The sequence below is a fragment of the Amycolatopsis sp. Hca4 genome, from assembly GCF_013364075.1.
In the GTDB taxonomy this organism is placed as follows: domain Bacteria; phylum Actinomycetota; class Actinomycetes; order Mycobacteriales; family Pseudonocardiaceae; genus Amycolatopsis.
The window spans coordinates 2,691,348-2,713,958 of the sequence record NZ_CP054925.1 but is presented as its reverse complement, the minus strand read 5'-3'; the positions used below and the strand labels follow the sequence as shown (position 1 = coordinate 2,713,958).

Genomic DNA, 22,611 nt, shown 5'->3' with positions numbered 1-22,611 from the left:
GGACCGTACGCCTCGGACAGGCCGGAACTTGCAGCTCACCTCGCTTCTGGCTCAGTCCGTCGATGAGCGGCCGAGCACGAGCCGGGTCCGGTCGCGCAGGGCGTCGAGTTCGGGGGAACCGCCTCGCACCTCGATGATGAGCTCGACGGCGGCCAACAGGTACTCGAGGGCGATGACGTGCTCGTCGAACGGAGCGTCGACCTCGAACTCATCGAGCAGGACCTGGAAGTCGGCGAGTACCGCCTCGGCGTGATCGGCGGCCCGGTCGGGATCGCCGTTGCGCCGGGTGCAGCGGGCCGACTCGATCATCGCTCGGCCGACGAAGGCGTGGCACTGGCCCAGCAGGCGGGTGACGATGCGTCCCACCAGTCCGAGGCCCTGCTCTTCGAGCTGCGGATCGGGCTGGGCAGCGAACTTCGCGGTGACCTGACGGGCGGCCGCGGCGAGTGCGACACCGTCGACCCATTCCTGGGATCCCTCCGGGGCACAGGGCAGCTGCCCCAACCGGGCGATGCACGCTTCGGCCGCGACCGATAGGGACGTCGCCGCTTCGATGAGGAGGTGGAAGCGTGTGCTGTCCGGCTCCTGGGACGCGACGGCCGAGCGTGCGACCTCGAGCGCCACGGCGACGTCCTCCGTGCCGTGCGTGGGCTCGCCACGGCGCGCTCGCTCCAGGAGTGCCTCCGCGGCCGCCTGCTCTTCCACAGACGGCCCGGATGCATCGTCGTCAACGGGGAGGCCGAGCTCGAGGCGGTAGGACAGCCAGGCCAGCGGGTCCTTGACGGGATCCGGCTCGTTGGCGGGATTGCCGGACGCAGCACGGACAGCTCCGCCCGCGACGCGGTCCATGGCGAGCCGCGCATCATCGAACGGCAGCGCGAACCGTTCGGTCAAGACGGCAAGGACGTCGCGACGGGACACCCCCTGCGCGGGCGCCGCTCGCAGGTACGAGACAAGGCCTCCCATCGAAGTTCCACGGGCCACGCGCACAGTCAGGTCGTCGGTCCACTCCACCGGTCGAGGATGCCTGTCCTGATCTCGAACGACAAGCGAGTTCTGGCCTGACACTGCCCGTCGGCGAGGACCCAGTACCCCGGGGACGTCTCCCGCAGCGCGTGCACGGTGAACGTGTTCCACAGCCCCATCGCCTGGTTCGAGCCGTTCGCGTACGTCTGGCCGCCGCTCTGGTGGGCGCGGCCCGCCTGCGTGTGGGCGTAGTTGCTGGCGCTCACGCACGTGCCCGCCGGCGTGCTGGTCGTCGTCGGCACAGTTGTCGGGGTAGTCGTCGGGGTGCCCGATCCGCCGTCCAGCCCGAAGAACACTCCGGTGTAGTAGCTGGAACAGATGCCGGCCAGGAAGTACGCGCCCGTGCTGCCGCACTGCGTTGTTCCGGTGCCCGGGTCGACCGCCGTTCCGTGGCCCATGCCCGCGATCGAATACAGCTGGACCTTGCCGCCGTAGTTCGTCAACGTCGTGCCGCCGGGGAGGGACTGCGTGCTCGTCGGTGTCTGGGAGATGCCGTGCACCGCCGTCCACTGGTCGCGCAGCTCCGTGCCGTTGACCGGGTAGACCGTGTAGTCACCCGTGCCCTGCCAGATCGCCACGCGCGGCCACGGTCCGCCGTAACCGGGGTTCTGCGCGGTGACCTTCGCCGCCCACTGGGCCGGGGTCAGGCGCTGGTCGTTCTGCTGGCAGCCCGACGCCTGCGTGAGGCTCGTGGCGCACTGCGCCGGAAGGCCCGCGTTGATGCCGCCGCCCGCGAAGACGTCCGGGTACGCGGCGAGCAAGTCGGCCGCCATCCCGCCGCCCGCCGACAACCCCGTGACGAACACGCGTGAGTTGTCCGAGCCGTGGTCGGCGACCGCCTTGTCCACCATGGACCGGATCGACGCCGCTTCGCCGTTGCCGCGCGTGTCGTCGGCGGGATCGAACCAGGTGAAGCACTTCAGCGAGTTGTTCGCCGTGGACGTCTGCGGGAACACGACCTCGAACCGCCAGCGGTCGGCCAGCTCGGGCCAGCCGGAGTGGGCGTAGTAGTCGGCGGCGCTCTGCGTGCAGCCGTGCAGCGCGACGACCACCGGACGGCCCGTCCCCAGCCCGGCCGGGGTGTAGGTGTACATGGCCAGGTTGCCGGGATTGGCGCCGAAGGAGGAGATCTGGACGAGGGACGACGGCGGCGGATCGGCGGCGGCCACCCCGACCGTGGTGAGCACGGCGGCGGTGATCGCGGCGAGACCGGCGAACGCGAGCTTGCGCATGGTGAGTTCCTTCTCGTCGTTGAGAGGGTCCCCAGTGACGTTAAGACGGCCGCGCGGCCGGAGACCATGTGGCCGTCCACCACATCGGCTCGCCGATTCATGGTGACCGGCGGGATGGCTCCCCCGCACGGCACCCGCTTGGCTGGGGTGGTCATCGACGACCGGAGGTGAACCGTGCGGGGTTGGCTGGCTTGGGTTCTGGCGGGAGCGCTCACGGCAGCGCTGCCGGCGTCGGCGTCCGCCGCGGGCGGGGGCTGCTCGGTGCGGGTGCCCGGCGCCGAGCTGTCCGTGGCCGCCTGCCTGGACGACCTGACCACGACCGGGACGCTCGCGTCCGGGCACACCGTCCAGGCGGACTGGGCCGGGCTGACGTCGGCGGGCCTGCCCACCTTCGGCGCCGTCCCCGGCGTGCAGGTCGACGGGTACTTCCCGGACTCCTCGACGGCGAACACCAACCACGGCTGGAACCACGACGCGCAGTTCGTGCTGCGCCTGCCGGACCGGTGGAACGGCGGCCTGGTCGTTTCCGGCGCGCCCGGCGTCCGGCGCCAGTACGCGAACGACCGGGCCATCGGCGACCAGGCACTGGCCGAGGGCTACGCGTTCGCCGCCACCGACAAGGGCAACACCGGCGCGGAGTTCTTCACCGACGGCGTCCGCCCGGGAGACGCGCTGGCGGAGTGGAATTCCCGTGTCACGCAGCTGACGCTCGCCGCGCGTTCGGCCGCGGCCCGGCACTACGGCCGTCCGGTCGCGAAGACGCTCGCCGCCGGGCTCTCCAACGGCGGGTACCTCGTGCGGTGGCAGCTGGAGAACCGGCCGTGGCTCTACGACGGCGGTGTCGACTGGGAAGGGACGCTGTGGCGGGCCGACGGGCCGAACCTGCTGACGTTCCTCCCGCCGGCCCTGCGCGCGTACCCGGCGTACGCCGCCGGCTCGGAGGCGGCCCACCAGTCCATTGTGGACGCCGGGTTCGCGCCGGGCTCGGAGTTCCTGTGGGACTACCACTACCGTGTCTACTGGGACCTGACCCAGCGGATCTACCGCGAAGAGGTCGACCCGTCGTTCGACGGCGCCGGGCAAGCGGGGGTGCCGTTCTGCGCTTCGGGAACGCCGTCCTGCGACGCGGACTACGCGTATGCGTCCCGGCCGCCTTCGGTGGCGCGGGCGGTCGAGCGGATTTCGCTGACCGGGCGGATCGGCAAGCCGCTGCTGACACTGCACGGCACCTTGGACACGCTGCTGCCGATCACGCGCGACTCCGACGTCTACGACCGGATGATCCGCGATTCGGGCCGCGGCGCGCTGCACCGCTACTACCGGATCGAGGGCGGCAACCACGTCGACGGGCTCGTGGACGCCTACCCGGACCGGCTGCGCCCGCTGGGCCCGTGCTTCCGCACCGCGTTCGACGCCCTCGGCGGGTGGCTGCGCGGGGTGCGTCCCCCGGCCTCGGCGACGATCGCCCGCCCCGCCGGTGCGACGCCGTCGGAGCTGGCGAAGGCGTGCGACCTGGTCAGTCGCCCTTGATCAGGTGGCCGGCCAGCACCGGGCTGAACGTCCCCGCCGGGATGCCCGAGCCGTAGCCGCAGCTGCCGTCGGAGTCGCCGGGGACCTTGATCCACAGCTGCATCTCCGGGCCGCCGCCGAGCTGGGACGTCGCACCCAGCTTGCGCTTCGGCGGGTTGCACCACTCGGAGTCCGTGCCGTGGCCGGCGCCGTTGCGGCTGGTGTCGACCACGAAGGGGGCCGGGTAACCCAGTGCCGAGCCGACGGCCTTGCCGTAGGCCGTCGACTCGGCCGTGGTGGCGAAGTTGGACACGTTGAGCGCGAAGCCGTGGACGGACTGCACGCCCACCTGCTGCAGGCGCGCGGCCATCGTCGCGGCCGGGATCCAGGTGGCGTTGCCGCCGTCCAGGTAGGCCCAGGTGTTCGGTGCCTTCTGCGCGAACTGCGTCGCGGCGAACTTCAGCAGGTCGACGCGCGTCTGGCGGGCGTCACCGGGCAGGCAGTCGAGCTGGGCCAGCGCGTCCGGCTCGATGATCACGACGGCCGGCTTGCCGCCGATGCCGTCGGCGAACGCGGAGATCCAGTCGCGGTAGGCCTGCGGGCTGCCCGCGCCGCCGGTCGACTCGCCGCCGCAGTCGCGGCCGGGGATGTTGTAGGCGACCAGGACGGGCAGCTTGTCGGCGAGGTCGGCGGTGTAGGTGTAGGAGTCGACCGCCGCCCGGATGTCCCCGCTCCAGTTGCCGAACCAGCGGGCGGTGGGCTTGGTCGCGATCGACGTCCGGATCGGACCGGCGAGGCTGTCGCCCGGGTGGTCGCGGACCCACACCGCCGGGTTCGAGTCCGGGTCGACGTAGAAGCCGTTCGTCTTCTCGAGCGGGCTGCCGTCCGCGGCGAGGGCGGGGGCGGCGGGGGCGAGCCCGGTGAGGGCCAGTGCGGCGGCCACGAGCCAGGTCTGGGTGCGCATTTCCGCAGTTTGCCGCCGAGCCGTACACGAATCGTACAAAAAAGCGGTGAACCGGATCGAACCCGCAGCCGTACTACTGAGTGAAGGGCGCGGTCCAGCCGCCGCTAAACCCGCTCTGAGCTGCAGTTCACCGGCCGGACGGTCGTCCCCGTTCGGCCGCTTGCGGGAGCGTCGGCCGTCATTCATGATGAGTTCGGGGTCCGTGAAAATTCGTTAAACCCGAATATCCAGGTGTCGATCATGCTGCGGAAGAACCGTCCGTCCGGAAGTGAACGTCATGCTCCTACCTGCGCCAGGGGCCGCCTGATGGCCGTCGACCTGCCGGGCCTCGCGATCGTCGCCGGGGTGCTGTTGCCGGCGTTCGCCGCGGCGGCCTGGGCGATCAGCCTGGAACGGCGGCCGCGCCGCGCCCCGGAAGCTCCCGACCCGGAGCCGGACTTCACCGTGGCCGGGATCCAGTCGCGCCTGCGCCGCGAGGTGGCCGCCCGGAAGCTGGCCGACGCCGGCACCGTCGCCCTCCCGACCCTGCCGATCCCGGCCCAGACCCGCCGCGAACCACCCCTGACCCGCCTGCCGAGCCGGGTGGCTGGCATCCTCCCACCCCCGGCCCCGGCGGCGGCCGGGCTCGCGCCGCGGTTCGCGTTCGCGCCGCCGGACACGGACCTGATGCGCCGGATCCTGGACGGCCTGCGCAAGCTGGACTAGGGGTGTCCGCAAAGCCGGAGGAGCAGGGTGGCCAGGTCGATCATGCTTCGGTGGGCGAAGGACAAAGCAACGGCCGCGTCGAGAGCATGCCCTAGACGCCGAGATGGCCGAGGGCGTCCTCGGCGACGCGCGTGACGAACGCGGCGTCGAGCGGTTCGCGGGAGAACCAGCGGCGGTAGAACAGCGGGCCGGCGACGGCGGCGGTGACGTCGGCCGGCCCACGGTCCGCGGCCAGCTCACCGCGAGCTCGCGCGCGTTCGGTCACCACACCGAACGGAGCCATCAACCGGGCGTGGAGATCCGCGTGGAGCCCGGCCAGTTCGGGCTCGCGCTCGGCGGCGTCCACGATGGAGGGCAGGACCGCCGCCCAGCGGGCGCTGCGCAGCTGCTCGGCCAACGCCTCGGCCAAGGCGAGGAGATCCCCGCCGAAGCTGCCCGTGTCGGGGACCGGAGGTGCCGACCCGATCGTCGAGCACGCTTCGATCAGCAGTGCGGCCCGTGATGGCCAGTGGCGGTAGATCGTGGTCTTGGAGACGCCCGAGCGTCGCGACACCTCGTCGATGCTGACGCCGCCGATACCGCCCGCCGAGAGCAACTCGTAGGTCTGGGCGAGCACCGCCGTCTTGGACCGCTGGACTCGAACGTCGACGAAGTCCCCGGATCGGGCCACGTTGTGCTCTCCGTTCCTGTTCCGCCACGAAACAGTACGGTACTGTACCGTACTGTTTCGTGGAGCCGGACGGTCCGGCTCGCCGGGAGCAGCCGGGAGAACGCCGTGAAGTTCGCCTCAGTACGCCTCGTCACCGATGACCTGCCCACCCTGACCGCTTTCTACTCCACGCTCACGGACACCGAGCCGGTGACCCCCTACGGGTCCGGCGACTACGCCGAACTGCACACCGAAGGCGGCATCGTCGCGCTGGCCGACAGCGCGGCGGTCAAGCGTTTCAACAACAACGCCGCCGTGGCGGCCGCCAACCGGTCCGCCATCCTCGAGTTCGAGGTCGACGACGTCGACGCCGAACGCGCCCGGCTGGGCGACCAGGTCACCGCGTGGGTTCAGGAACCCACCGACCAGCCATGGGGTAACCGGTCGATGCTCCTGCGCGACCCCGACGGCAACCTCATCAACATCTACTCCACCGGACACTGAACGGCCCAGCGCGATGAGGCGGACCCGCCGATGGCACTGAGGACACGTTTCAAGGCGCGGTCGGCGGCTCCGCCTCGTACGCCCGGTGCAGCAGGTCCACGAAGGGCGGTGCCGCCGGCCACGCCACGGTCCCGAGCCGCCGCACGGCCACGCCCGGTGTCCACGAGTTCATCACCACGGCCCCGGCCAGGCCCGGCAGGTCGGCCTCGGTCAGCTCCTCGGCGCGCTGGGGCACGCCGAGGCGGTCGAGCTGGCGGGCCACGATGCCCATCGTCGTCCCGCGCAGCATCGGGGCGTCGGGCCACACCACCGCGGTGCCGTCCCAGAAGGCCAGGTTCCAGATGGTGGCCTCGGTGAACCGGCCCCGGCGGTCGACGAACGCCGCGTCGTCGACGTCCTGGGCGAGCGCCTGCCGGTGCAGGTAGGTCTTGGCCACCTCGCCGACGTGCTTCACCTCCGGGAGGAACCGTTCGTACTCCGTGATCGCCAGCGTGAGCGGCCCGGACGGCGCGGTGGCCGGGGGACCGGTGCGGACCAGCACCTCCGGTTCCTCCCCGGCCGGTGAGAACACCGTCGCGGTCAGGGAGACGTCGGCGGGCCCGGCGGCCAGCGCCGACCGCAGGTACGACCGCACCCGGTCGTCGGGCAGGGTCCGGCCGAACAGCTCGGCCGACGCCGTCCGCAGCCGGTCCAGGTGCAGGTCGAGGCCGCGGACCCGGCCATCGCGCACCTGCACGGCGGTGAAGTGCGCGTAGCCCGCGAACGCGAGCGGGGCCAGCTCCTCGGCCGTGGCCGGCCGCCCGTTGTGGTGTACCGCGAAGAAGGACATACCGGCACCGTAGTGATCACAGGGCGGCCGGGGACTCCGCGTCCGGGATCAGCAGCCGGGGCGGGCCCGAGCCGTCGGCCGGGACCGACCAGACGTCCGCGTGGCCCGGGCCGCGGGGCAGGCCGTAGCCGATCGTGCGGCCGTCGAGCCAGGCCGGCTGGTCGTCGACGCTGCGGGTCTCGGCCAGCGGCGTCACCTTCGCCGTCGCCAGGTCGAGCACCGACAACCGCCACCCCCGCGCCGGGTCACCGTCCACAGCGGACTTGAACGCCACCCGCGTCCCGTCCGGGGACAGCGACGGGCACTCGACGTTCTCGCGCAGCGTGCGGACCGTGTGCGCGGCGAAGTCGCCCGCGACCAGGTAGCGGTGGCCCGCCGTCGACATCGTCGCGTAGAAGTGGCGGTCGTCGGCGGTGAACGTCACGCCCCAGAAGTTGAGGTCGGCCGCCTGGTACGGCTTGCCGTCGCGGGTCACCGCGTAATCCTCCAGCGTGCCCGCGAGGTCGCCCGTCGCCGTGTCGAGGATGCCGGCGCGGGTGGAGAACATGCCGCCGTTGTAGGAGTCGCCGGTGACGAAGACCGTCCACGCGAGCATCCGGCCGCTCGCCGAAACCCGCGCCCGGTTGGGCAGCCCGACCAGCGGGAGCTCCCGCTGCACCGCCAGGCCGGCGTCGAGCACCGCCAGCTGGTAGGTGGTCAGGTCGCCGTCCTGGCGCAGGCAGAGCCCGGTGCCACCGGCGGCGTACACGCGCGCGCACGACAGCGGCGACACCGTCCGCGGGCCGGCGGGATCGGTGGCGGACACCGTGGCGACGTGCCCGCGGTCGGCGTCGGCGGTGCTGCGGAACAGCAGCCGCGGCCCGGGGTCCAGGCGGACCGCGCCGGTCGCGGTGACGTCGTGGCTGCGCGCGCTCGCGAACCCGACGTACGCGACCGCGGCCCCGGCGAGCACGAGCACCCCGGCGACCGCGATCAGGATGCGGGTCTTCACGTCCTCGCCTTCCGCAGCACCGCGAACGTCGTGGCGATCGCGACCACCGCCCCGCCCGCGGCGACGGCGATGGCGAGGTCCGCGCCCCAGAACTGCCAGGCGAGTCCGAACAGGACGGACGAGGCGAAGTAGGCCAGCGCCTGCGCGGTCTGGACGAGGGAAATCCCCGTGGTGCGCAACGACTCCGGCAGCAGAGGGCCGGCGAGAGCCATCAGGACACCGTCGGTCGCCGCGTAGAACGCGCCGTACAGCGCGAGCGCGAGGACGAACAGCAGCCAGCCGGACACCGGGCCGGCCAGCAGCAGGTAGACCAGCGCGAGCGCGCCGTAGCCGCCGAGCACCACCGGCAGCCGTCCGATCCGGTCGGCGAGCGCGCCCAGCGGCGCGGCGAGCAGCAGGTAGCTGAGGTTCGTGCCCACCGCGAGCAGCGGGAACCAGCCGGTGGCGATGTCCTCCTTGTGCTGCAGCAGCAGGTAGACGAACCCGTCGCCGACCGTGGCCAGCCCGAGCACGCAGGCGGCCACCAGCAGCCGCCGCACCCCGTGCCCGCGCAGCAACGCCGCCGCCGCGCGCGGCGAAACCGGTGTCCCGGCGGCCTTCGGCGTCCGGCGGTCGCGGACGAACAGCACCAGGAGCAGCACGCCGATCGCGGCGATGCAGAAGCTGACGACGAACACCGCGTCGAAGGCCTCGGGGTTCGCCGCGCCGACCGCGGCCAGCACGGCGAGCGCGACCAGCGGCCCGGCGAACGCGCCCACGCTGTCCATCGCGCGGTGCACGCCGAAGGCGCGGCCGAGCAGCGGTTCGGGGGCCGACAACGTGATCAGCGCGTCCCGCGGCGCCGTGCGCAGGCCCTTGCCGGCGCGGTCGAGGGTGATCACCGCGCCGATCGCGGCCGCCGACGACCCGGCCACGAGCAGGCCGAGCTTCATCACCGCGGACAGCGCGTAGCCGGCGCCGGCCACGACCTTGCGCCGCCGGATCCGGTCGGCGACGTACCCGCCGGCGATCCGCAGCACCGCCGTCGCACCGGTGTAGAGGCCGTCGACCAGGCCGTACGCGGCCGGGCTCAGGTGCAGGCCGAGGACCAGGTACACCGGCAGGACCGCGGTGACCATCTCCGAGGACACGTCGGTGACCAGGCTGACCGCACCCAGCGCGAAGACGTTCGCGCCGACCGCCGAGAGCTTGCGCCGGGACACCGTCCCAGCATGCTCTCGGCGGCCGATGGTGGACAGGTACACGCGATTACTGCCAGACGTCGAGGATCGGCGACTTGCTCGCGGCGTTGCCGATGCCGGGCAGGCCGTAGGCCGCCTCGATGGTGCGCAGCACGGTGTAGTGGTTGATCGTTTCGCTGTAGCTGCCGACCTTGACGTTCGCGCCGGTGAAGGTGGTGAAGATCTGGTTGACCGAGGTGTTGCTGTCCTCGTCGAAGGTGGTGATCAGCAGGCTGTTGTGCGTCTTGGCCCACTGGGCGTAGGCGTCGAGGTTCTTCTTCAGCCAGGTGTCGCCGGTGCCGATGCTGCAGTCGTGCATGTCGTTGCACATATCCGGCGTCACGAAGGCGACGGTCGGGAGCTGGGTGAAGTCGGACGGGAAGCTCGAGAACCGGACGTTGCTCGCGGCGGGGACGTTCGAGAAGTCGACCCAGCTGTTGTGCTTGCGGCGGTAGGTGCCGCTGGAGCAGCCGGTGTAGCCGTCCGAGGGCATGGCTTCGGAGTAGCCCTTGAAGGTCTTGCCCGCGTCGATCAGCTGGCGGCCGAGGTTGGCCTTCGCGCCGAGGTTGGCGGGGCAGGTGTCGTCGGTGACGCCCTGCGTGGCCCCGGAGAAGAGGGCGACGTAGTTGGGCTGGCTCGGGTGCGTGATCGCGAAGGAGCTGGTGAACTTCGCGCTCTGCGAGGCGAGGGTGTTGAAGTAGGGCGCACTGGAACTGCCGTTGATCGAGGAGTACTTCTTGTTCTCGAACATGACGAGGACGATGTGGTCGAACGCCGGCACGGCCGCGGCGGTCGGCCGGACGGCGGCGGGCTCGGCGCCGGCGGTGGCCGCGGTGACGGCTCCGGCGGTGACCAGGGCGGCCGCGGCGAACGCGGCGAAGATCCGCTTGCGGATCATGGGTCCTCCAGCACTGAGTGGGCGGGCGCCTCATGGTGCCCACGGCAGGGGACCGGATCGTGAGGTGCTGTGGTCCGGGACGTGAACACCAGGAAACCTCCGGCGGACAACGGAAAGAGTGGGTGAATGGCTTTCCGGTGTCAACCTCCTTTGGTTGGGGCGCCAGGCGTTTGACAGGTCGTTCCCAGCTCGTTCAAAGGAACGGCGCCGAGACTCGGTGCCATGGAACCCACCACCCCGCCCGGACCGGCCCGCCGCGAGCAGGGCCGCCGCAAGGCCGCACTGGCCACGGCGGCCGCCGCGGTGCTCGGCGCGGCCGCGGTCGGCGCGATCGGCTTCGGCCTGTCGGCGGCTTCGACCTCGTCCGATTCGACCTCGTCCGATTCGACCTCGTCCGATTCGACCGGCACTGATTCGACCGGGTCACCGGATCGGTTGCAGGCGCCGGACAGCGGGCTGGGCAGTGGTTCCGGCCAGGCGCACACCGGATCGGGTGCGTCGTGACCGCGGCGTTCCCGGCGCTGGGCACGACGGCGGAGCTGGTGGTGACGGATTCCACCCGGCTGGGGGAGGCGGCCGCGCTGCTGCGTTCGGAGCTGGCCGCGATCGACGCGGCGTGCAGCCGGTTCCGGGCGGATTCGGAGATTTCGCGGCTGCACTCGACGGCGGGAAGGCAGGTGCGGGTGGGGCCGCTGCTGGCGGAGGCGCTGGGGGTGGCCCTGCGCGCGGCCCGGCTGACGGAGGGATTGGTCGACCCGACGGTGGGGGCGGCGGTGCGCGCGCTGGGGTACGACCGTGATTTCGCCTGCCTGGCCGGTGATCGGGACACGGGGGGTGCCGGTGATCGGGACACCGCCGCCGTTCCCGCTCCGGGCTGGCACCGCGTCCTCTTCGATCCCGGCCGGCGGCTCGTCGTCCTCCCGCGGGGCGTGCACCTCGACCTCGGCGCGACCGCCAAGGCCCTTGCCGCCGATCGGGCCGCGCGGCGGATCCACGGCGCCGTCGGCTGCGGGGTTCTCGTGAACCTCGGCGGTGATCTGCGCGCCGCCGGACCCCCGCCGCGCGGTGGCTGGCAGATCGCGCTCGGCGATGACCACGCCGCGGCCGTCGCGCGGCCGGACACCACCGTCGCCCTGCACCGGGATGGTGCGCTCGCCACCTCCGGCACCACGCGGCGGCGGTGGCACCACGGCGGCCGGACCGTGCACCACATCGTCGACCCGCGCACCGGCGACGTTCCCGGCCCGCGCTGGCGCACCGTCACCGTCGCCGCCAAGTCCACTGTGGACGCCAACACGGCGAGCACCGCCGCGATCGTCCTCGGCGCCGACGCGCCCGGCTGGCTCGAACAGAGGCACCTGCCCGCGCGGCTGGTCGGCGTCGACGGCGACGTCGTCACAACGCCCGGCTGGCCCGGCGAAAGGCAAGCAGCATGATCTGGTACTTCAGCCGCGCCACCGGGCTCGTCTCGCTGGTGCTGTTCACCGGCGTCGTCGTCCTCGGCGCGCTCGGCGCCGGGCGGTTCGCCACCCGCGAGTGGCCGCGGTTCGCCGTCGCCGCCGTGCACCGGAACCTCGCGCTGACCAGCCTGGCCTTCCTCGCCGCGCACATCGCGTCGGCCGTCCTCGACGGGTACGTGCCGCTCGGCTGGCTCGACGTCGTCGTCCCGTTCGGCTCGGACTACCGGCCGCTGTGGGTCGGGCTCGGCGCCGTCGCGGTCGACCTGCTGCTCGCGATCGTCGTCACCAGCCTCGTGCGCACCCGGCTGCCGGCGCGGGCTTGGCGCGCCGTGCACTGGCTGGCTTACCTGTGCTGGCCGGTCGCACTGGTCCACGGCTTCGGCATGGCCGAAAACGACTCCGCGTACGGCTGGATCGCCGCGCTCGACGTGCTGTGTCTGCTGGCCGTGCTCGGCGCCGTCGGCTACCGCGCGGCCCACGTCCGCGAGTTCGCTGCCCTGGGAGGCCCGCGATGAGCATCCTGCCCCCGCACCGGCTCGACCTGGCCGGTCACCGGCGCCGCAACGGCGTCGTGCCGTGGGTCGTCTACCAGGACGAGGACGGCCGCGACCGGCTGATCGCCGCGGTCGAGGCGGCGGACCTGCGCGGCCGCGGCGGCGCGGGCTTCCCGACGGCGGTGAAGCTGCGCGCGGCCAGGTCGAAACGCTCGATCGTCGTCGCGAACGGGTGCGAAGGCGACCCGCTGAGCCACAAAGACGTTGCCTTGCTCGCGCTTTCGCCGCACCTCGTGCTCGACGGCCTGCAGCTCGCCGCCCACGCCGTCGGCGCCACCGAGACCGTCCTTTGTGTCCACACGGGCAGCTCGGCGCTGCCGAGTGTCGCCGCCGCCCTCGCCGAACGCGAAGACCGGGTGCCGGTCCGCGTCGTGGAAGTGCCCCGGCGTTACGTCGCCAGCGAGGAGACGGCGCTCGTCCGCTACCTGACGTCGGGCGACGCCCGGCCGCTCGGCAAGCACCCCCGGCCCGCCGAGCGCGGCGTGCGCGGGCGGCCGACCCTGGTGTCCAATGTGGAGACTCTGGCGCAGCTGGCGTCCGTGGTCCTCCTGGGGCCGAACCACTATCGCGCCTCGCGGACCGAACTGGTCACGGTGACCGGCGCGGTGCGCCGGCCCGGCGTCGTCGAAGTGGCGGCGGGAACGTCGCCGGCCGGTGTGCTGGCCGCGGCGGGCGGCGAAGCGGAACCGGTGCAGGCGGTGCTCGCCGGCGGCGCCTGGACCGCGGATCTCACCGGTGGCTGGTCCGGCATCGCGACGGTGTATGCACTCCCGGCGCGTGCGTGCGGCTTGGAATACACGGCGAAGGTACTGGCGTTCCTGGCGGCCGAGTCGGCCCGGCAGTGCGGGCCGTGCACGTTCGGCCTGCCGTCGATCGCGGCGGACTTCGCGGAGCTGGTCCACGGCGGTCCCGCGACGGCCCGGCTGGCCCGCCGCCTCCCGCTGCTCACCGGCCGCGGCGCGTGCACCCACCCGGACGGCGCCGCCCGCCTGGCGGCGAGCGCGCTGCAGGTGTTCGAGGCCGACGTCCGCGCCCACCAGGCCGGCGGCCGGTGCCGGATTCCGGCCGGTGTCGCATGAAGGTGACAGTGGACCCGATCGGGTGCCGCGCGCACGGGCTGTGCGCGGACCTGCTGCCGGAGCTGGTGCGCCTCGACGAGTGGGGCTACCCGGTGGTGGCGCCGGGCCCGGTCCCGGCGGAACTGGTGGCGGAGGCCCGCCGGGCAGCCGCGGCGTGCCCGGCGCTGGCGCTGAAGCTGCGGAAGGACGAGCGGCGGTAAACCGGTCGTGCGGGGCGGGGAAGAGCCGTTAGCCTTCGCCACCATGGACGGCAAGCTCATCGACCGGATCCGCGGCGCCCGGCGGATCGCCGCGCTGACCGGCGCGGGCATCTCCACCGCGTCCGGCATCCCCGACTACCGCGGGCCTGACGGCGTCTGGACGCGCACGCCGAGTGCCGTGAACGCCTTCACGCTCGAGAACTTCATGGCCGACGCCGAGGTGCGTCGGCAGTTCTGGCGCGCCTACGAGGGACACGCCGCCTGGCGCGCCGAGCCGAACGCGGCCCACCGCGCACTGGCGGAGCTCGACGGCGCCGGTGTCGCCGTGCGGGTGCTCACCCAGAACGTCGACGGCCTGCACCAGCGGGCCGGGCTCGCCGCGCGCAAGGTCCTCGAACTGCACGGCAGCATGCACACCACGCGGTGCACCGGGTGCGCGGCCGGGTTCCCGACCACGGAGATCCTCGCGGGCGGCCAGGCCGACCCCGCGTGCCCGCGCTGCGGCGGGATCCTCAAGCTCGACGTCGTCCTCTTCGGACAGTTGCTCGACGCCGAAGTCATCAGCAAGGCGAGGAACATCGCCGCGGCGAGCGGGGTCTTCCTGGCCATCGGCAGTTCGCTGCAGGTGGAACCGGCGGCGTCGCTGTGCACGGTGGCCGTGCGGGCCGGAGCGACGCTGGTCGTCGTCAACCGCGATCCGACCCCGTACGACGACGACGCCGACTTCGTGCTGCGGGACGACATCGAGGCCGTCGTGCCGGAACTCTGCGCCGCGGTGAGCCGGTGATCCGCGAAGCCCGTGGCGGCGACTGGGCGTCGATCTGGCCGATCATCCACGACGTCGTCACCGAGCAGCGGACGTTCCCCTACGACCCGGCGATGAGCGAGCAGGACGCGCGCCGGATGTGGCTGCTCGCGCCACCCGCCCGGGTGGTCGTCGCACTCGACGGCGACCGCGTGACGGGCACGGCGAACATGTACGCCAACCGGCCGGGGCCCGGCAGCCACGTCGCTTCCGGCAGCTTGATGGTGGCGAGGGAGGCGCGCGGCGCGGGGGTGGGGCGGGCCCTGACGATCGACCTGATCGAGTGGGCCCGGCGCAGCGGCTTCGCGGCGATCCAGTTCAACGCGGTCGTCGACGTGAACACGGCCGCGGTCCGGCTCTACGAGAGCTTGGGGTTCGTGACGCTCGGGACGGCGCCCGGCGCGTTCCGGCATCCGGACGCCGGGGCGGTGGGATTGCGGATCATGTGGCTCGACCTGCGGTGAGCCGTCAGGCGGCCGCGTCTCCGCGCTCCGGCGTTTCCTCTCCCTCTTGATCGGCCGCAGCGCTTTCCGACAGTTCTTCAGCGAAGATGGAATCGATCTTCCGGCTCGCGGCCCGCAGTTTCACCACGCTCGCGGCGAAGGTCCCGAATACCGCGACGGGCACCACCAGCAGCGTCCACGGCCACCCGAAGCCGAGGACGGCGGCCGCGAAGATCATTGCGGTGACCAGGAAGACTGCCCGGCCGGCGACCCGCGGCCACGCGGGACGTGGCTTGGCGTGCCGACCGCTCGGTGTGCGGAAAACCGGCCGCGCGAGGGCAGCGTGGACACTCATCCAGACCTCCGGGGAATGTTCGTCGAACCGGCCGGGAGGGGATTCCCGGCGGTGGCACCGTGGAGAGAGTCGGCGGGGACGCGGCTCCGGTTACCTGTCGTTATTGGTTCGAGTCCCAATTCGCCAAAACGAATTGACGGCGATTCCGCGCCGTTTTCGCACTAGGGCCGTTGGACCCGGATCCGGGCGCCGGAGGTCCCGCTCAGGAGTCGTGACCGGGACCCTTGCCGCGGGTCTTGCCGGGCGGGTCGGTCTTCGGGGGCTTGCCCTTGTTCGACGGCTGACCGGTCGCGGACGGGGTCTCGCGGGTGTCGGCGGCGGGCTCGACCGAGGCCGCTTCGCTGGTGCCCGGCTGCGCGGCGGAACCGCCGGGACCGCTGGGGCTGCTCGCGTCGGGGCGCGGGGCTGAGGTCCCGGACTCGGCCGGCGGAGTGGACGGGGAGGTCGCGGCCGGCGAGTGCCCGGCCGGCGGCTGGGCGGGGGAGACGGTCCCGGTGCCCTGGTCGGCCAGCACGACGGCCGCCACGACGGCAACGGCGGCCGCGGCCAGCCCGGCCACCACCGCCAGCCGACGGCGCCTGGGCCGCTCGTCCTGGGGGTAAGCGGGAGGGTGCGCCGGGGGAGCGGCGGAGTTCACCTCACGGCCGGCTCCTGCAGCGCCCGGCTCGCGTCGGGTCGTGCGCGGGCTCCCCGCTCCGGCGGCGGCCCACTCGCCTCGCGCCGGACCGGGGTAGCCGGCACTCTCACCATCCGCGGCGAGTGCTCCGGCAGCGCTCCACTCGTTTCGCGCCGGGCCGGGGTCGCCGGCCGTCTCGCCGCCGGCAGCGAGTACTCCGGCCACGCCCAGCTCGCCGCGAGCCGGGCTGAAGACCGCCGTCGCGTCGTCGTGCACCGAGTCCGCCGCCGAAGCAGCCCCCGCAGCGCCCGGCAGCCCGGCCGCCGCTGCCGGGCGGCGGCGCCGGCGCGGGCTGCGGTGCGTGCGGCTCCACGGCAGCGTCGGCGGGGGCGCGTGCAGCATGTCCAGCACCTTCGCCGCCGTCGGGCGGTCGGCCGGCTCGCGGGCCGTCATCCGCCGCAACGTGTAGGCCAGCGCCGCCGGTGCGTCCTCCGGGATCCGGGGTGGTCTCGTCAGCCGGGCCATGGCCGCCTCGACCATGGTGCCCGGGTACTCCCGCCGGCCCGTCAAGCACTCCAGCAGGATCAACCCCAGCGCGTACACGTCCGCCGGCGGGCCCGCCGGCTCGCCCGACACCTGCTCCGGCGCCAGGTACGCCGCCGTGCCCGGGATCAGGCCGGTGCCGGTGATGTGCGTGGCGTCCAGCGCGTGGGCGATGCCGAAGTCGCCGATCAACGGGCCGTCGGTGGACAGGAACACGTTGGCCGGCTTCAGGTCGCGGTGCACGATGCGCCGCGCGTGGACGTGCGCCAGCGCCTCGGCCAGCCCGTCGGCCAGCGCCGTCACCTCCGCCGCGGGCATCGGGCCGCCCAGCAGGCGCTCGGCGAGGTTCTCGCCCTCGACCAGCTGCATCACCAGGTACGTCCGGCCGTGCTCGGTGCCGCTGTCCAGCAGCGCCACCACGCCCGGGTGGCTGATGCTGCCCTGGATCGTCATCTCGCGCAGCCGGCGCCGCTGGTCGAGCGCCACCGCGTCGCGGTCGTAGATCTTGACGGCGACCTCGCGGCCCAGCCGGACGTCGTAGGCGCGGTACACGCGGGCGGTCCCGCCGCTGCCGATCAGCCTGCCGACCTCGTAGCGGCCGCCCAGCAGGTCCGGCGGCCGCTCGTCGTCGAGGGCGCCGCGCGGGGTGATGGCGAATTCCCCCAGCGCGTAGCGGCCATGGGTGACCTCTGCCTCGTCCTCAGTCGGCGGGCGCCCCGTTCTCCCGGCTTCGTCGGCCACGGGCGCCAGGTACCCCGGGCCCGCGGTCGGCAAACGTCGGAAGATCACGGAAAAGGTATCGTCCGAGGGCCCGCCGACGTGACACTCAGGCCCCTGCGAACGCGTCCACGCCGGTGAGCTGCGCCGACAGCGTCCACAGGCGCTCGGCCTCCGCCCGGTCGACGGCGTACTGCCGGACCCCGGACGCGGCGAGACCCTCGGCGCCCTCCGGCGCGAGCTCGGCGACATCGCAGTCCTCCAGGTACAGCCCGCCGAGGCCGGCCAGCTGCGGCGAGGTCGCGGCCCAGACCGTCGTCGCGGCGCCCTGCTCCGGCGTCTTGAACTGCATCAGGAAGTTGCCTTCCTCGTCGATCCAGCCGCGTTCGATCATCTCCTCGCGCGGCAGGTGCCGCTGCAGCGGCGTCATGATGCCGCCCGGGTGCAGCGCGAACGCGTGGACGCCCTTCTCCGCGCCCAGCCGGTCGAGCTGCACGGCGAAGAGCACGTTCGCCGTCTTGGCCTGCCCGTACGCCTGCCACTTCTCGTAGCCGGTCTCGAACTGGACGTCGTCCCAGCGGATCGGCGAGTAGTGGTGGCCGCGCGAGGACAGCGAAACCACCCGCGCACCCTCGGCGACCGCCGGCCACAGCCGGTTGACCAGCGCGAAGTGGCCGAGGTGGTTGGTGGCGAACTGGGCCTCCCAGCCCGGCCCGACGCGGGTCTCGGGGCAGGCCATGATGCCGGCGTTGGCGATGAGCAGGTCGATCCGCCGTCCGGACGCCAGGAAGCGCCCGGCGAACGCGCGGACGCTCTCGAGGTCACCCAGGTCGAGCTCGTCGACCTCGACGTCCGCCAACCCGGCGAGCGCTTCCTCGGCGGTCTCGCGGCGGCGGGCCGGGACGACGACGTGGGCGCCGGCGCCGGCCAGCGCGCGGGTGGTTTCGAGGCCGATCCCGGAGTACCCGCCGGTCACGACGGCGAGCTTCCCGGTGAGGTCGACGCCTGCGACGGCTTCGGCGGCCGTGGTGGTGGCGCCGAAGCCCGAACCGATCTTGTGCTGTGCGGTGGTCATGGCACCGACGTTAAGAGCTGGAGCGCACTCCAGCGCAAATCGCGGTCCGGGCCGAATCGGGGGACAATCGGGAGCGGAGGCACTGCCGAGGCGAGGGAAGGCCGTGATGTCCGAGTACTACGGGAACCAGCCCCAGGACGTGCGCCCGGGGATCGACGCGCGCCGCCTGTGGGCGGGCGGCGTGGCGACGGCGGTCGTCGCGGCCCTGCTCGCGGTCGTCGGGTTGCTGATCGCGCGGGGGATCTTCGAGGTCGAAGTCCTCGCCCCAAAAGGGGAGGGCGTCTGGGGCAACGCGAGCACCACGACGTACGCACTGGTCGCCGCCGCGGTGGCCCTGCTCGCCACCGGGCTGATGCACCTGCTGAGCGTGGCGACGCCGGCGCCGTCGCAGTTCTTCGGCTGGATCATGGTGCTGGTGACGCTGATCGCCGTGGTGCTGCCGCTGACCCTCACGGTGGCGCCGAGCGCGAAGATCGCCACGGCGGTGATCAACCTGGTGATCGGCCTGGTGATCGCCGCGGTGGTGAACAGCATGGCGGCCAGCGCCCGGACCCTGCACCGCAGGCGCAGCCAGCAGAGCGCGACCCCGCCGCCGCCGACCCGGCAGCAGTGGACCCAGCAGGACCCGCCGACCCGCTACTACGACCGGTGACCATGGACGTCCAGGAGACGAACCGCAGGGTGATCGAGCAGTTCCGGGCGGGCGGCGAGGTGGACGGCATGCACCGGGACCGGCTCGTCCTGCTCACGACGACGGGCCGGACTTCGGGAGAGCCCCGAACGGTCCCGATGATGGTCCACCGCGACGGCTCCCGGTGGCTGGTGGTGGCGTCCAACATCGGCGCGCCGCAGCACCCTGACTGGTACCTGAACCTGACGGCGGACCCGCGGGTGCACGTCGAGGCGGACGGGCGGGAGTTCGACGCCGAGGCGCTGCCGCTGCTCGGCGCCGACTACGTGCGGACGTGGACGGAGCTCGAGGAGGAGTATCCGTTCCTGGCCGACCACCAAGCGAAGGCGCGGCAGGCGAAGCGGGTCATCCCGATCGTGGAGCTGTCCGAAGAGGACTGAAACACCTCGTCGCGGCTCGTGTCCGTCCTGTGCGGGCTTCGGGTGTGGTAGTCGTAAGCCGGTGCACACTCGTGGTGTTCTCGTAGCGCTTCTGACAACGCCGGTCGCCGCCGTTCTTGTTTTCGTGAGCTTGGCTTCCGGTGTGCTGGCGCTGTTCGTGTTGGCGAATGTGCTGCAGAGCAAGACGCTGCCGGAAGAAGTGACCGCACGGACGATACCGAGATGGTCGGCTCGGGCATGGTGGTCCGCGTGGCGTTCGAAAGGGCGGCGGAAGAAGTACACCGCTGCGATGATCGGTGCCGTATCGAGAATTGCGGCCGCGGCGTTCGTGTGGTACGTCGGCACTTTGTCCATTCTGGCCGTGTGGCGGGAAGTCGGCAGACTGAACGGTGAAAGCACTACCGATCCGAGTGTGAGCGGACCACCCGTCGTAGCCCTTCTGGGTGCCGTGTGGGGCGCGGTGTTCCTGGTGCACGCGGTCCGTTACCTGACCAACGGCAAAGCGCAAATGTTCTGGACAACTCCGGATTTCACGTTCTTGGCCGAAACGGTAGGCGTCGTCAACAGATTCGGTTTCCTTCGTCAGGTCTGGCTCTACACCTGGCTCCGATGGAGTGCGAGTGCTGGGCTCTACCTCGGCCTGACCCTCACCTTGTCGAGGCTCTCCAGCCCGTCGGAGCCCCAACCCGCTCATCGGGCGAACCCGTTGGACTTCACCACCGAAGACGGCTACGGCGGGCTGTTCTTGCTGAGTGTTGCCGCCACTTTCGTCATCGGTGGTCTGCTGAGGCGGGCGATAGCCGTCGCGTTGCCGACCGCGCACGCTGCCGTGGCCGTTCAGCGGCTTCTGGCCACGGAAAATCACGAGCGAAGATTCGTGCGTAGCAAGCGCCGCGCAGGAATCATCGATCGCCTCGGGAAGCGCCGAATCCTCTTCGCTCGAGCCGCGCGGGCGTTGAACGCGGCGGCCGCGCGGATCGACCTGGTCTTCGGACAGCACCCGGTCGCGTCGATCCTGCGCGCGTGCAGTAGCCGGATTCAGGCGTTCCTCGCGGGCACGAAGTCGCTGACCGGCGCTTGTCCCGACGAGGTCACCATCATGCTCAAGGATGTCGTGGCCGTCCTCGCCGGTCCGGCCGACCCTCTTCTTTCGGAGACCGTCGCCCAGGCTACCGAGGCCTTCGACCACGACGGTGTCCCGGTCCAGCAAGCAGTTCCGAAACGGCACTGGAGTTCCCTTGCCGGCCGGGCTGTCGATGCCGTCGACCGCTATTCCCGGCTTGCGGCTTCCCTCTGGCTTTTGTTCTACCTGGGAGCAGTGATCGTGCTGCTCCTGTTCGGCAGCCTCAGCCCGGCCAAGTTCCCGCTGCAGAAGTAACTGTCCTCCTACTTGCTCGCCACCCGGCGGTACCGGGCCGTGGCCAGTGGGGCGAAGATCGCGATGATCGCCACGCAGCTCAAGATTGCGTACAGCGCCGCGTGTTCTGCCGGCCAGCCCGTCTGGGCCGGACCGAAGCGGTTGCCGAACAAGTCGCGGGTTGCGTTGATCACCGCCGTGAACGGGTTCCAGTCCGCTATTGCCTTGAGGAACGGGGGCAACGTTCCCGTCGGGACGAATGCCGACGAGATGAAGCTCAGCGGGAACATCCAGATCAGCCCCGCGCTCTGCGCCACCTCCACGCTGCGCGCCGCCAGGCCGATCAGCGCGCCCACCCAGGACAGGGCCCACGCGAACAGCAGCATCACCAGGTAACCCAGCAGCGCGTCCCAGAAGCTGCCGCGGATGCGCCAGCCCACCAGCAGGCCGCACAGCGACATCACGACCAGCGCCACCACGCTGACCACCAGGTCCGACGTCGTGCGGCCGAAGACCACCGCGACGCGGGACATCGGCAGCGAACGGAACCGGTCGATGATGCCCTTCTGCAGGTCGTTGGCGAAGCCGATCACCGTGAACGCCGAGTTGAACGCCACCGTCTGGGCGAAGATGCCGGCGATCAGGAACTCGCGGTACGCCGCGCCGCCCGCTTCGCCGCCGATCGCGTTGCCGAACACGTACGCGAACAGCAGGACGAACATGATCGGCTGCAGGGTTGCCGCCATCAGCCAGTCCGGATTGCGGCGGACGTTCATCAGGTTGCGCCAGGTGACGATGCCGCCGTCGGAGATGCTCTTTGCGAGCGTGTTCACTTCGCAGCCTCCTGGACCGCCGAGGCGCCGTGGCCGGTGAGGGACAGGAAGACGTCGTCGAGGGTCGGCCGGTGCAGGCCGACGTCCTGGACCGTGACGCCGTGGGAATCGAGCCGCCGCAGGGCCTCGATCAGCGCCTTCGGCCCGGTGTCGACCAGGATCTCGGCGCGCCGCGTGTGCTCGTCGCCCGACGGCTCGCCGGTGCCCACCTCGCGCAGCACTTCGAGGGTGACCGGCAGGTCCGCGGCCGACGCGACGACCAGCTCCAGGCGTTCGCCGCCGATCTGGCCCTTCAGCTCGTCGGACGTGCCGCGGGCGATCACCCGGCCGTGGTCGATCACCACGATCGAATCGGCGAGCTGGTCGGCTTCTTCGAGGTACTGGGTGGTCAGCAGCACGGTGGTGCCGTCGGCCACGAGCTCCTTGATGACCGCCCACGTGTCGAGGCGCCCACCCGGGTCGAGGCCGGTGGTCGGCTCGTCCAGCACGACCACGGCCGGCTCGGCGACCAGCGCGCCGGCCAGGTCGAGCCGGCGGCGCATGCCACCGGAGTAGCCCTTCGCCGGCCGGTCGGCGGCCTCTTCGAGCCGGAAGCGCGTCAGCAGCTCCCGGGCGCGCGAGCGGGCCGCGGCCTTCTTCCGGCCGTAGAGCCGCCCGACCATGTACAGGTTCTCGAACCCGGTCAGGTTCTCGTCGACGGCGGCGTACTGGCCGGACAGCCCGATCCGCTGCCGGACCTCGTCCGGCTCCGCCAGCACGTCGTGGCCCGCCACCGAAGCCTCACCGGAGTCCGGGCGCAGCAGCGTGGTCAGGATGCGCACGGTGGTGGTCTTCCCGGCGCCGTTCGGGCCGAGCAGGCCGAGCACCTGCCCGGCCGGGATGTCGAGATCGACGCCGTCGAGCGCGCGCGTCGAACCGTAGGTCTTCACGAGCCCGCGGACCCGGACGGCCGGCTCCGGTTCAGGTGGTGGCATGG

26 protein-coding genes are annotated in these 22,611 nt (G+C 72.1%); 13 read left to right on the top strand and 13 right to left on the bottom strand.

Going from position 1 to position 22,611, the window contains the following annotated elements:
* Positions 1–51 precede the first annotated feature (51 nt).
* Both HUT10_RS11705 and HUT10_RS11700 read right to left on the bottom strand, forming a co-directional pair.
* A complete protein-coding gene (locus tag HUT10_RS11705) occupies positions 52–1,014 on the bottom strand; it encodes a hypothetical protein (RefSeq protein ID WP_176171217.1) in 963 nt (320 codons plus the stop codon).
* On the bottom strand, positions 993–2,258 hold the full coding sequence (locus HUT10_RS11700; protein ID WP_254896835.1) for a PHB depolymerase family esterase: 1,266 nt from the start codon (positions 2,256–2,258) through the stop codon (positions 993–995). The genes HUT10_RS11705 and HUT10_RS11700 overlap by 22 nt, the downstream gene beginning before the upstream one ends.
* 174 nt (positions 2,259–2,432) lie before the next feature.
* On the opposite strand from HUT10_RS11700, the gene HUT10_RS11695 reads away from it, so the two are divergent.
* Positions 2,433–3,788, top strand: coding sequence for a tannase/feruloyl esterase family alpha/beta hydrolase (locus HUT10_RS11695; protein WP_254896834.1), 1,356 nt, complete (start codon positions 2,433–2,435; stop codon positions 3,786–3,788).
* Here HUT10_RS11695 and HUT10_RS11690 read toward each other — a convergent pair.
* On the bottom strand, positions 3,775–4,731 hold the full coding sequence (locus HUT10_RS11690) for a glycoside hydrolase family 6 protein (protein ID WP_176171216.1): 957 nt from the start codon (positions 4,729–4,731) through the stop codon (positions 3,775–3,777). The two genes, HUT10_RS11695 and HUT10_RS11690, sit on opposite strands and share 14 nt — an antisense overlap.
* Before the next feature lie 306 nt (positions 4,732–5,037).
* On the opposite strand from HUT10_RS11690, the gene HUT10_RS11685 reads away from it, so the two are divergent.
* Positions 5,038–5,436: a hypothetical protein gene (locus HUT10_RS11685; RefSeq protein WP_176171215.1), complete on the top strand. Its 399-nt coding sequence runs from the start codon at positions 5,038–5,040 to the stop codon at positions 5,434–5,436.
* 91 nt (positions 5,437–5,527) lie between these two features.
* On the opposite strand, the gene HUT10_RS11680 is transcribed toward HUT10_RS11685, so the two are convergent.
* Entirely contained in the window at positions 5,528–6,106 is a 579-nt protein-coding gene (locus HUT10_RS11680; protein WP_176171214.1) for a TetR/AcrR family transcriptional regulator, read from the bottom strand.
* Positions 6,107–6,211: 105 nt separating this feature from the next.
* Between HUT10_RS11680 and HUT10_RS11675 the strand changes: the two genes are divergently transcribed.
* On the top strand, positions 6,212–6,589 hold the full coding sequence (locus tag HUT10_RS11675; protein ID WP_176171213.1) for a VOC family protein: 378 nt from the start codon (positions 6,212–6,214) through the stop codon (positions 6,587–6,589).
* A 49-nt stretch (positions 6,590–6,638) separates the two neighbouring features.
* Here the strand turns inward: HUT10_RS11675 and HUT10_RS11670 are convergent, their stop codons facing one another.
* Genes HUT10_RS11670 through HUT10_RS11655 form a run of 4 tightly spaced genes read right to left on the bottom strand, consistent with a single transcriptional unit; the run spans position 6,639 to position 10,527 of the window.
* Positions 6,639–7,418 carry an aminotransferase class IV family protein gene (locus HUT10_RS11670; RefSeq protein WP_176171212.1) on the bottom strand — a complete coding sequence of 260 codons (780 nt, stop codon included), beginning with the start codon at positions 7,416–7,418 and terminating at the stop codon, positions 6,639–6,641.
* A 16-nt stretch (positions 7,419–7,434) separates the two neighbouring features.
* Positions 7,435–8,409, bottom strand: a complete 975-nt coding sequence (locus tag HUT10_RS11665) for a PD40 domain-containing protein (protein WP_176171211.1) — start codon at positions 8,407–8,409, stop codon at positions 7,435–7,437.
* On the bottom strand, positions 8,406–9,611 hold the full coding sequence (locus HUT10_RS11660; RefSeq protein ID WP_176171210.1) for an MFS transporter: 1,206 nt from the start codon (positions 9,609–9,611) through the stop codon (positions 8,406–8,408). The genes HUT10_RS11665 and HUT10_RS11660 overlap by 4 nt, the downstream gene beginning before the upstream one ends.
* A gap of 46 nt (positions 9,612–9,657) precedes the next feature.
* The gene (locus tag HUT10_RS11655) at positions 9,658–10,527 is read right to left on the bottom strand and encodes an alkaline phosphatase family protein (RefSeq protein WP_176171209.1); all 870 of its coding nucleotides are present in this window, start codon (positions 10,525–10,527) and stop codon (positions 9,658–9,660) included.
* A gap of 222 nt (positions 10,528–10,749) precedes the next feature.
* On the opposite strand from HUT10_RS11655, the gene HUT10_RS11650 reads away from it, so the two are divergent.
* The 7 genes from HUT10_RS11650 to HUT10_RS11620 are packed head-to-tail and all read left to right on the top strand — an operon-like array spanning position 10,750 to position 15,089.
* Positions 10,750–11,031, top strand: a complete 282-nt coding sequence (locus tag HUT10_RS11650; protein ID WP_176171208.1) for a hypothetical protein — start codon at positions 10,750–10,752, stop codon at positions 11,029–11,031.
* Positions 11,028–11,963 (top strand): FAD:protein FMN transferase, encoded by a 936-nt coding sequence (locus tag HUT10_RS11645; RefSeq protein ID WP_176171207.1) that lies wholly within the window; start codon positions 11,028–11,030, stop codon positions 11,961–11,963. The genes HUT10_RS11650 and HUT10_RS11645 overlap by 4 nt, the downstream gene beginning before the upstream one ends.
* Positions 11,960–12,502, top strand: coding sequence for a ferric reductase-like transmembrane domain-containing protein (locus HUT10_RS11640; RefSeq protein ID WP_176171206.1), 543 nt, complete (start codon positions 11,960–11,962; stop codon positions 12,500–12,502). The genes HUT10_RS11645 and HUT10_RS11640 overlap by 4 nt, the downstream gene beginning before the upstream one ends.
* Entirely contained in the window at positions 12,499–13,620 is a 1,122-nt protein-coding gene (locus HUT10_RS11635) for an NADH-ubiquinone oxidoreductase-F iron-sulfur binding region domain-containing protein (protein WP_176171205.1), read from the top strand. The genes HUT10_RS11640 and HUT10_RS11635 overlap by 4 nt, the downstream gene beginning before the upstream one ends.
* Positions 13,617–13,820 (top strand): ferredoxin, encoded by a 204-nt coding sequence (locus HUT10_RS11630; protein WP_176171204.1) that lies wholly within the window; start codon positions 13,617–13,619, stop codon positions 13,818–13,820. Before HUT10_RS11635 ends, HUT10_RS11630 begins: the two co-directional genes overlap by 4 nt.
* A 43-nt stretch (positions 13,821–13,863) precedes the next feature.
* Positions 13,864–14,607, top strand: a complete 744-nt coding sequence (locus tag HUT10_RS11625; RefSeq protein ID WP_176171203.1) for a Sir2 family NAD-dependent protein deacetylase — start codon at positions 13,864–13,866, stop codon at positions 14,605–14,607.
* On the top strand, positions 14,604–15,089 hold the full coding sequence (locus HUT10_RS11620; RefSeq protein ID WP_254896833.1) for a GNAT family N-acetyltransferase: 486 nt from the start codon (positions 14,604–14,606) through the stop codon (positions 15,087–15,089). Before HUT10_RS11625 ends, HUT10_RS11620 begins: the two co-directional genes overlap by 4 nt.
* Before the next feature lie 4 nt (positions 15,090–15,093).
* On the opposite strand, the gene HUT10_RS50885 is transcribed toward HUT10_RS11620, so the two are convergent.
* The 3 genes from HUT10_RS50885 to HUT10_RS11605 all read right to left on the bottom strand — a co-directional run bounded on the left by HUT10_RS50885 (position 15,094) and on the right by HUT10_RS11605 (position 18,374).
* Positions 15,094–15,306, bottom strand: coding sequence for a hypothetical protein (locus HUT10_RS50885; protein WP_254896832.1), 213 nt, complete (start codon positions 15,304–15,306; stop codon positions 15,094–15,096).
* Between the two features lie 319 nt (positions 15,307–15,625).
* The gene (locus HUT10_RS11610) at positions 15,626–17,371 is read right to left on the bottom strand and encodes a serine/threonine protein kinase (RefSeq protein WP_254896831.1); all 1,746 of its coding nucleotides are present in this window, start codon (positions 17,369–17,371) and stop codon (positions 15,626–15,628) included.
* A 37-nt stretch (positions 17,372–17,408) separates the two neighbouring features.
* Positions 17,409–18,374, bottom strand: a complete 966-nt coding sequence (locus HUT10_RS11605) for an SDR family NAD(P)-dependent oxidoreductase (RefSeq protein WP_176171201.1) — start codon at positions 18,372–18,374, stop codon at positions 17,409–17,411.
* Positions 18,375–18,480: 106 nt separating this feature from the next.
* Between HUT10_RS11605 and HUT10_RS11600 the strand changes: the two genes are divergently transcribed.
* From HUT10_RS11600 to HUT10_RS11590, 3 genes are all read left to right on the top strand, one after another.
* Positions 18,481–19,026 carry a DUF6069 family protein gene (locus HUT10_RS11600; protein WP_176171200.1) on the top strand — a complete coding sequence of 182 codons (546 nt, stop codon included), beginning with the start codon at positions 18,481–18,483 and terminating at the stop codon, positions 19,024–19,026.
* A 2-nt stretch (positions 19,027–19,028) separates the two neighbouring features.
* Positions 19,029–19,445, top strand: coding sequence for a nitroreductase/quinone reductase family protein (locus HUT10_RS11595; RefSeq protein ID WP_176177781.1), 417 nt, complete (start codon positions 19,029–19,031; stop codon positions 19,443–19,445).
* Positions 19,446–19,587: 142 nt separating this feature from the next.
* The gene (locus tag HUT10_RS11590; RefSeq protein WP_176171199.1) at positions 19,588–20,823 is read left to right on the top strand and encodes a hypothetical protein; all 1,236 of its coding nucleotides are present in this window, start codon (positions 19,588–19,590) and stop codon (positions 20,821–20,823) included.
* An 8-nt stretch (positions 20,824–20,831) separates the two neighbouring features.
* Here the strand turns inward: HUT10_RS11590 and HUT10_RS11585 are convergent, their stop codons facing one another.
* Both HUT10_RS11585 and HUT10_RS11580 read right to left on the bottom strand, forming a co-directional pair.
* On the bottom strand, positions 20,832–21,635 hold the full coding sequence (locus tag HUT10_RS11585; RefSeq protein ID WP_176171198.1) for an ABC transporter permease: 804 nt from the start codon (positions 21,633–21,635) through the stop codon (positions 20,832–20,834).
* The gene (locus HUT10_RS11580) at positions 21,632–22,609 is read right to left on the bottom strand and encodes an ATP-binding cassette domain-containing protein (protein WP_176171197.1); all 978 of its coding nucleotides are present in this window, start codon (positions 22,607–22,609) and stop codon (positions 21,632–21,634) included. Before HUT10_RS11580 ends, HUT10_RS11585 begins: the two co-directional genes overlap by 4 nt.
* Positions 22,610–22,611: the final 2 nt, after the last annotated feature.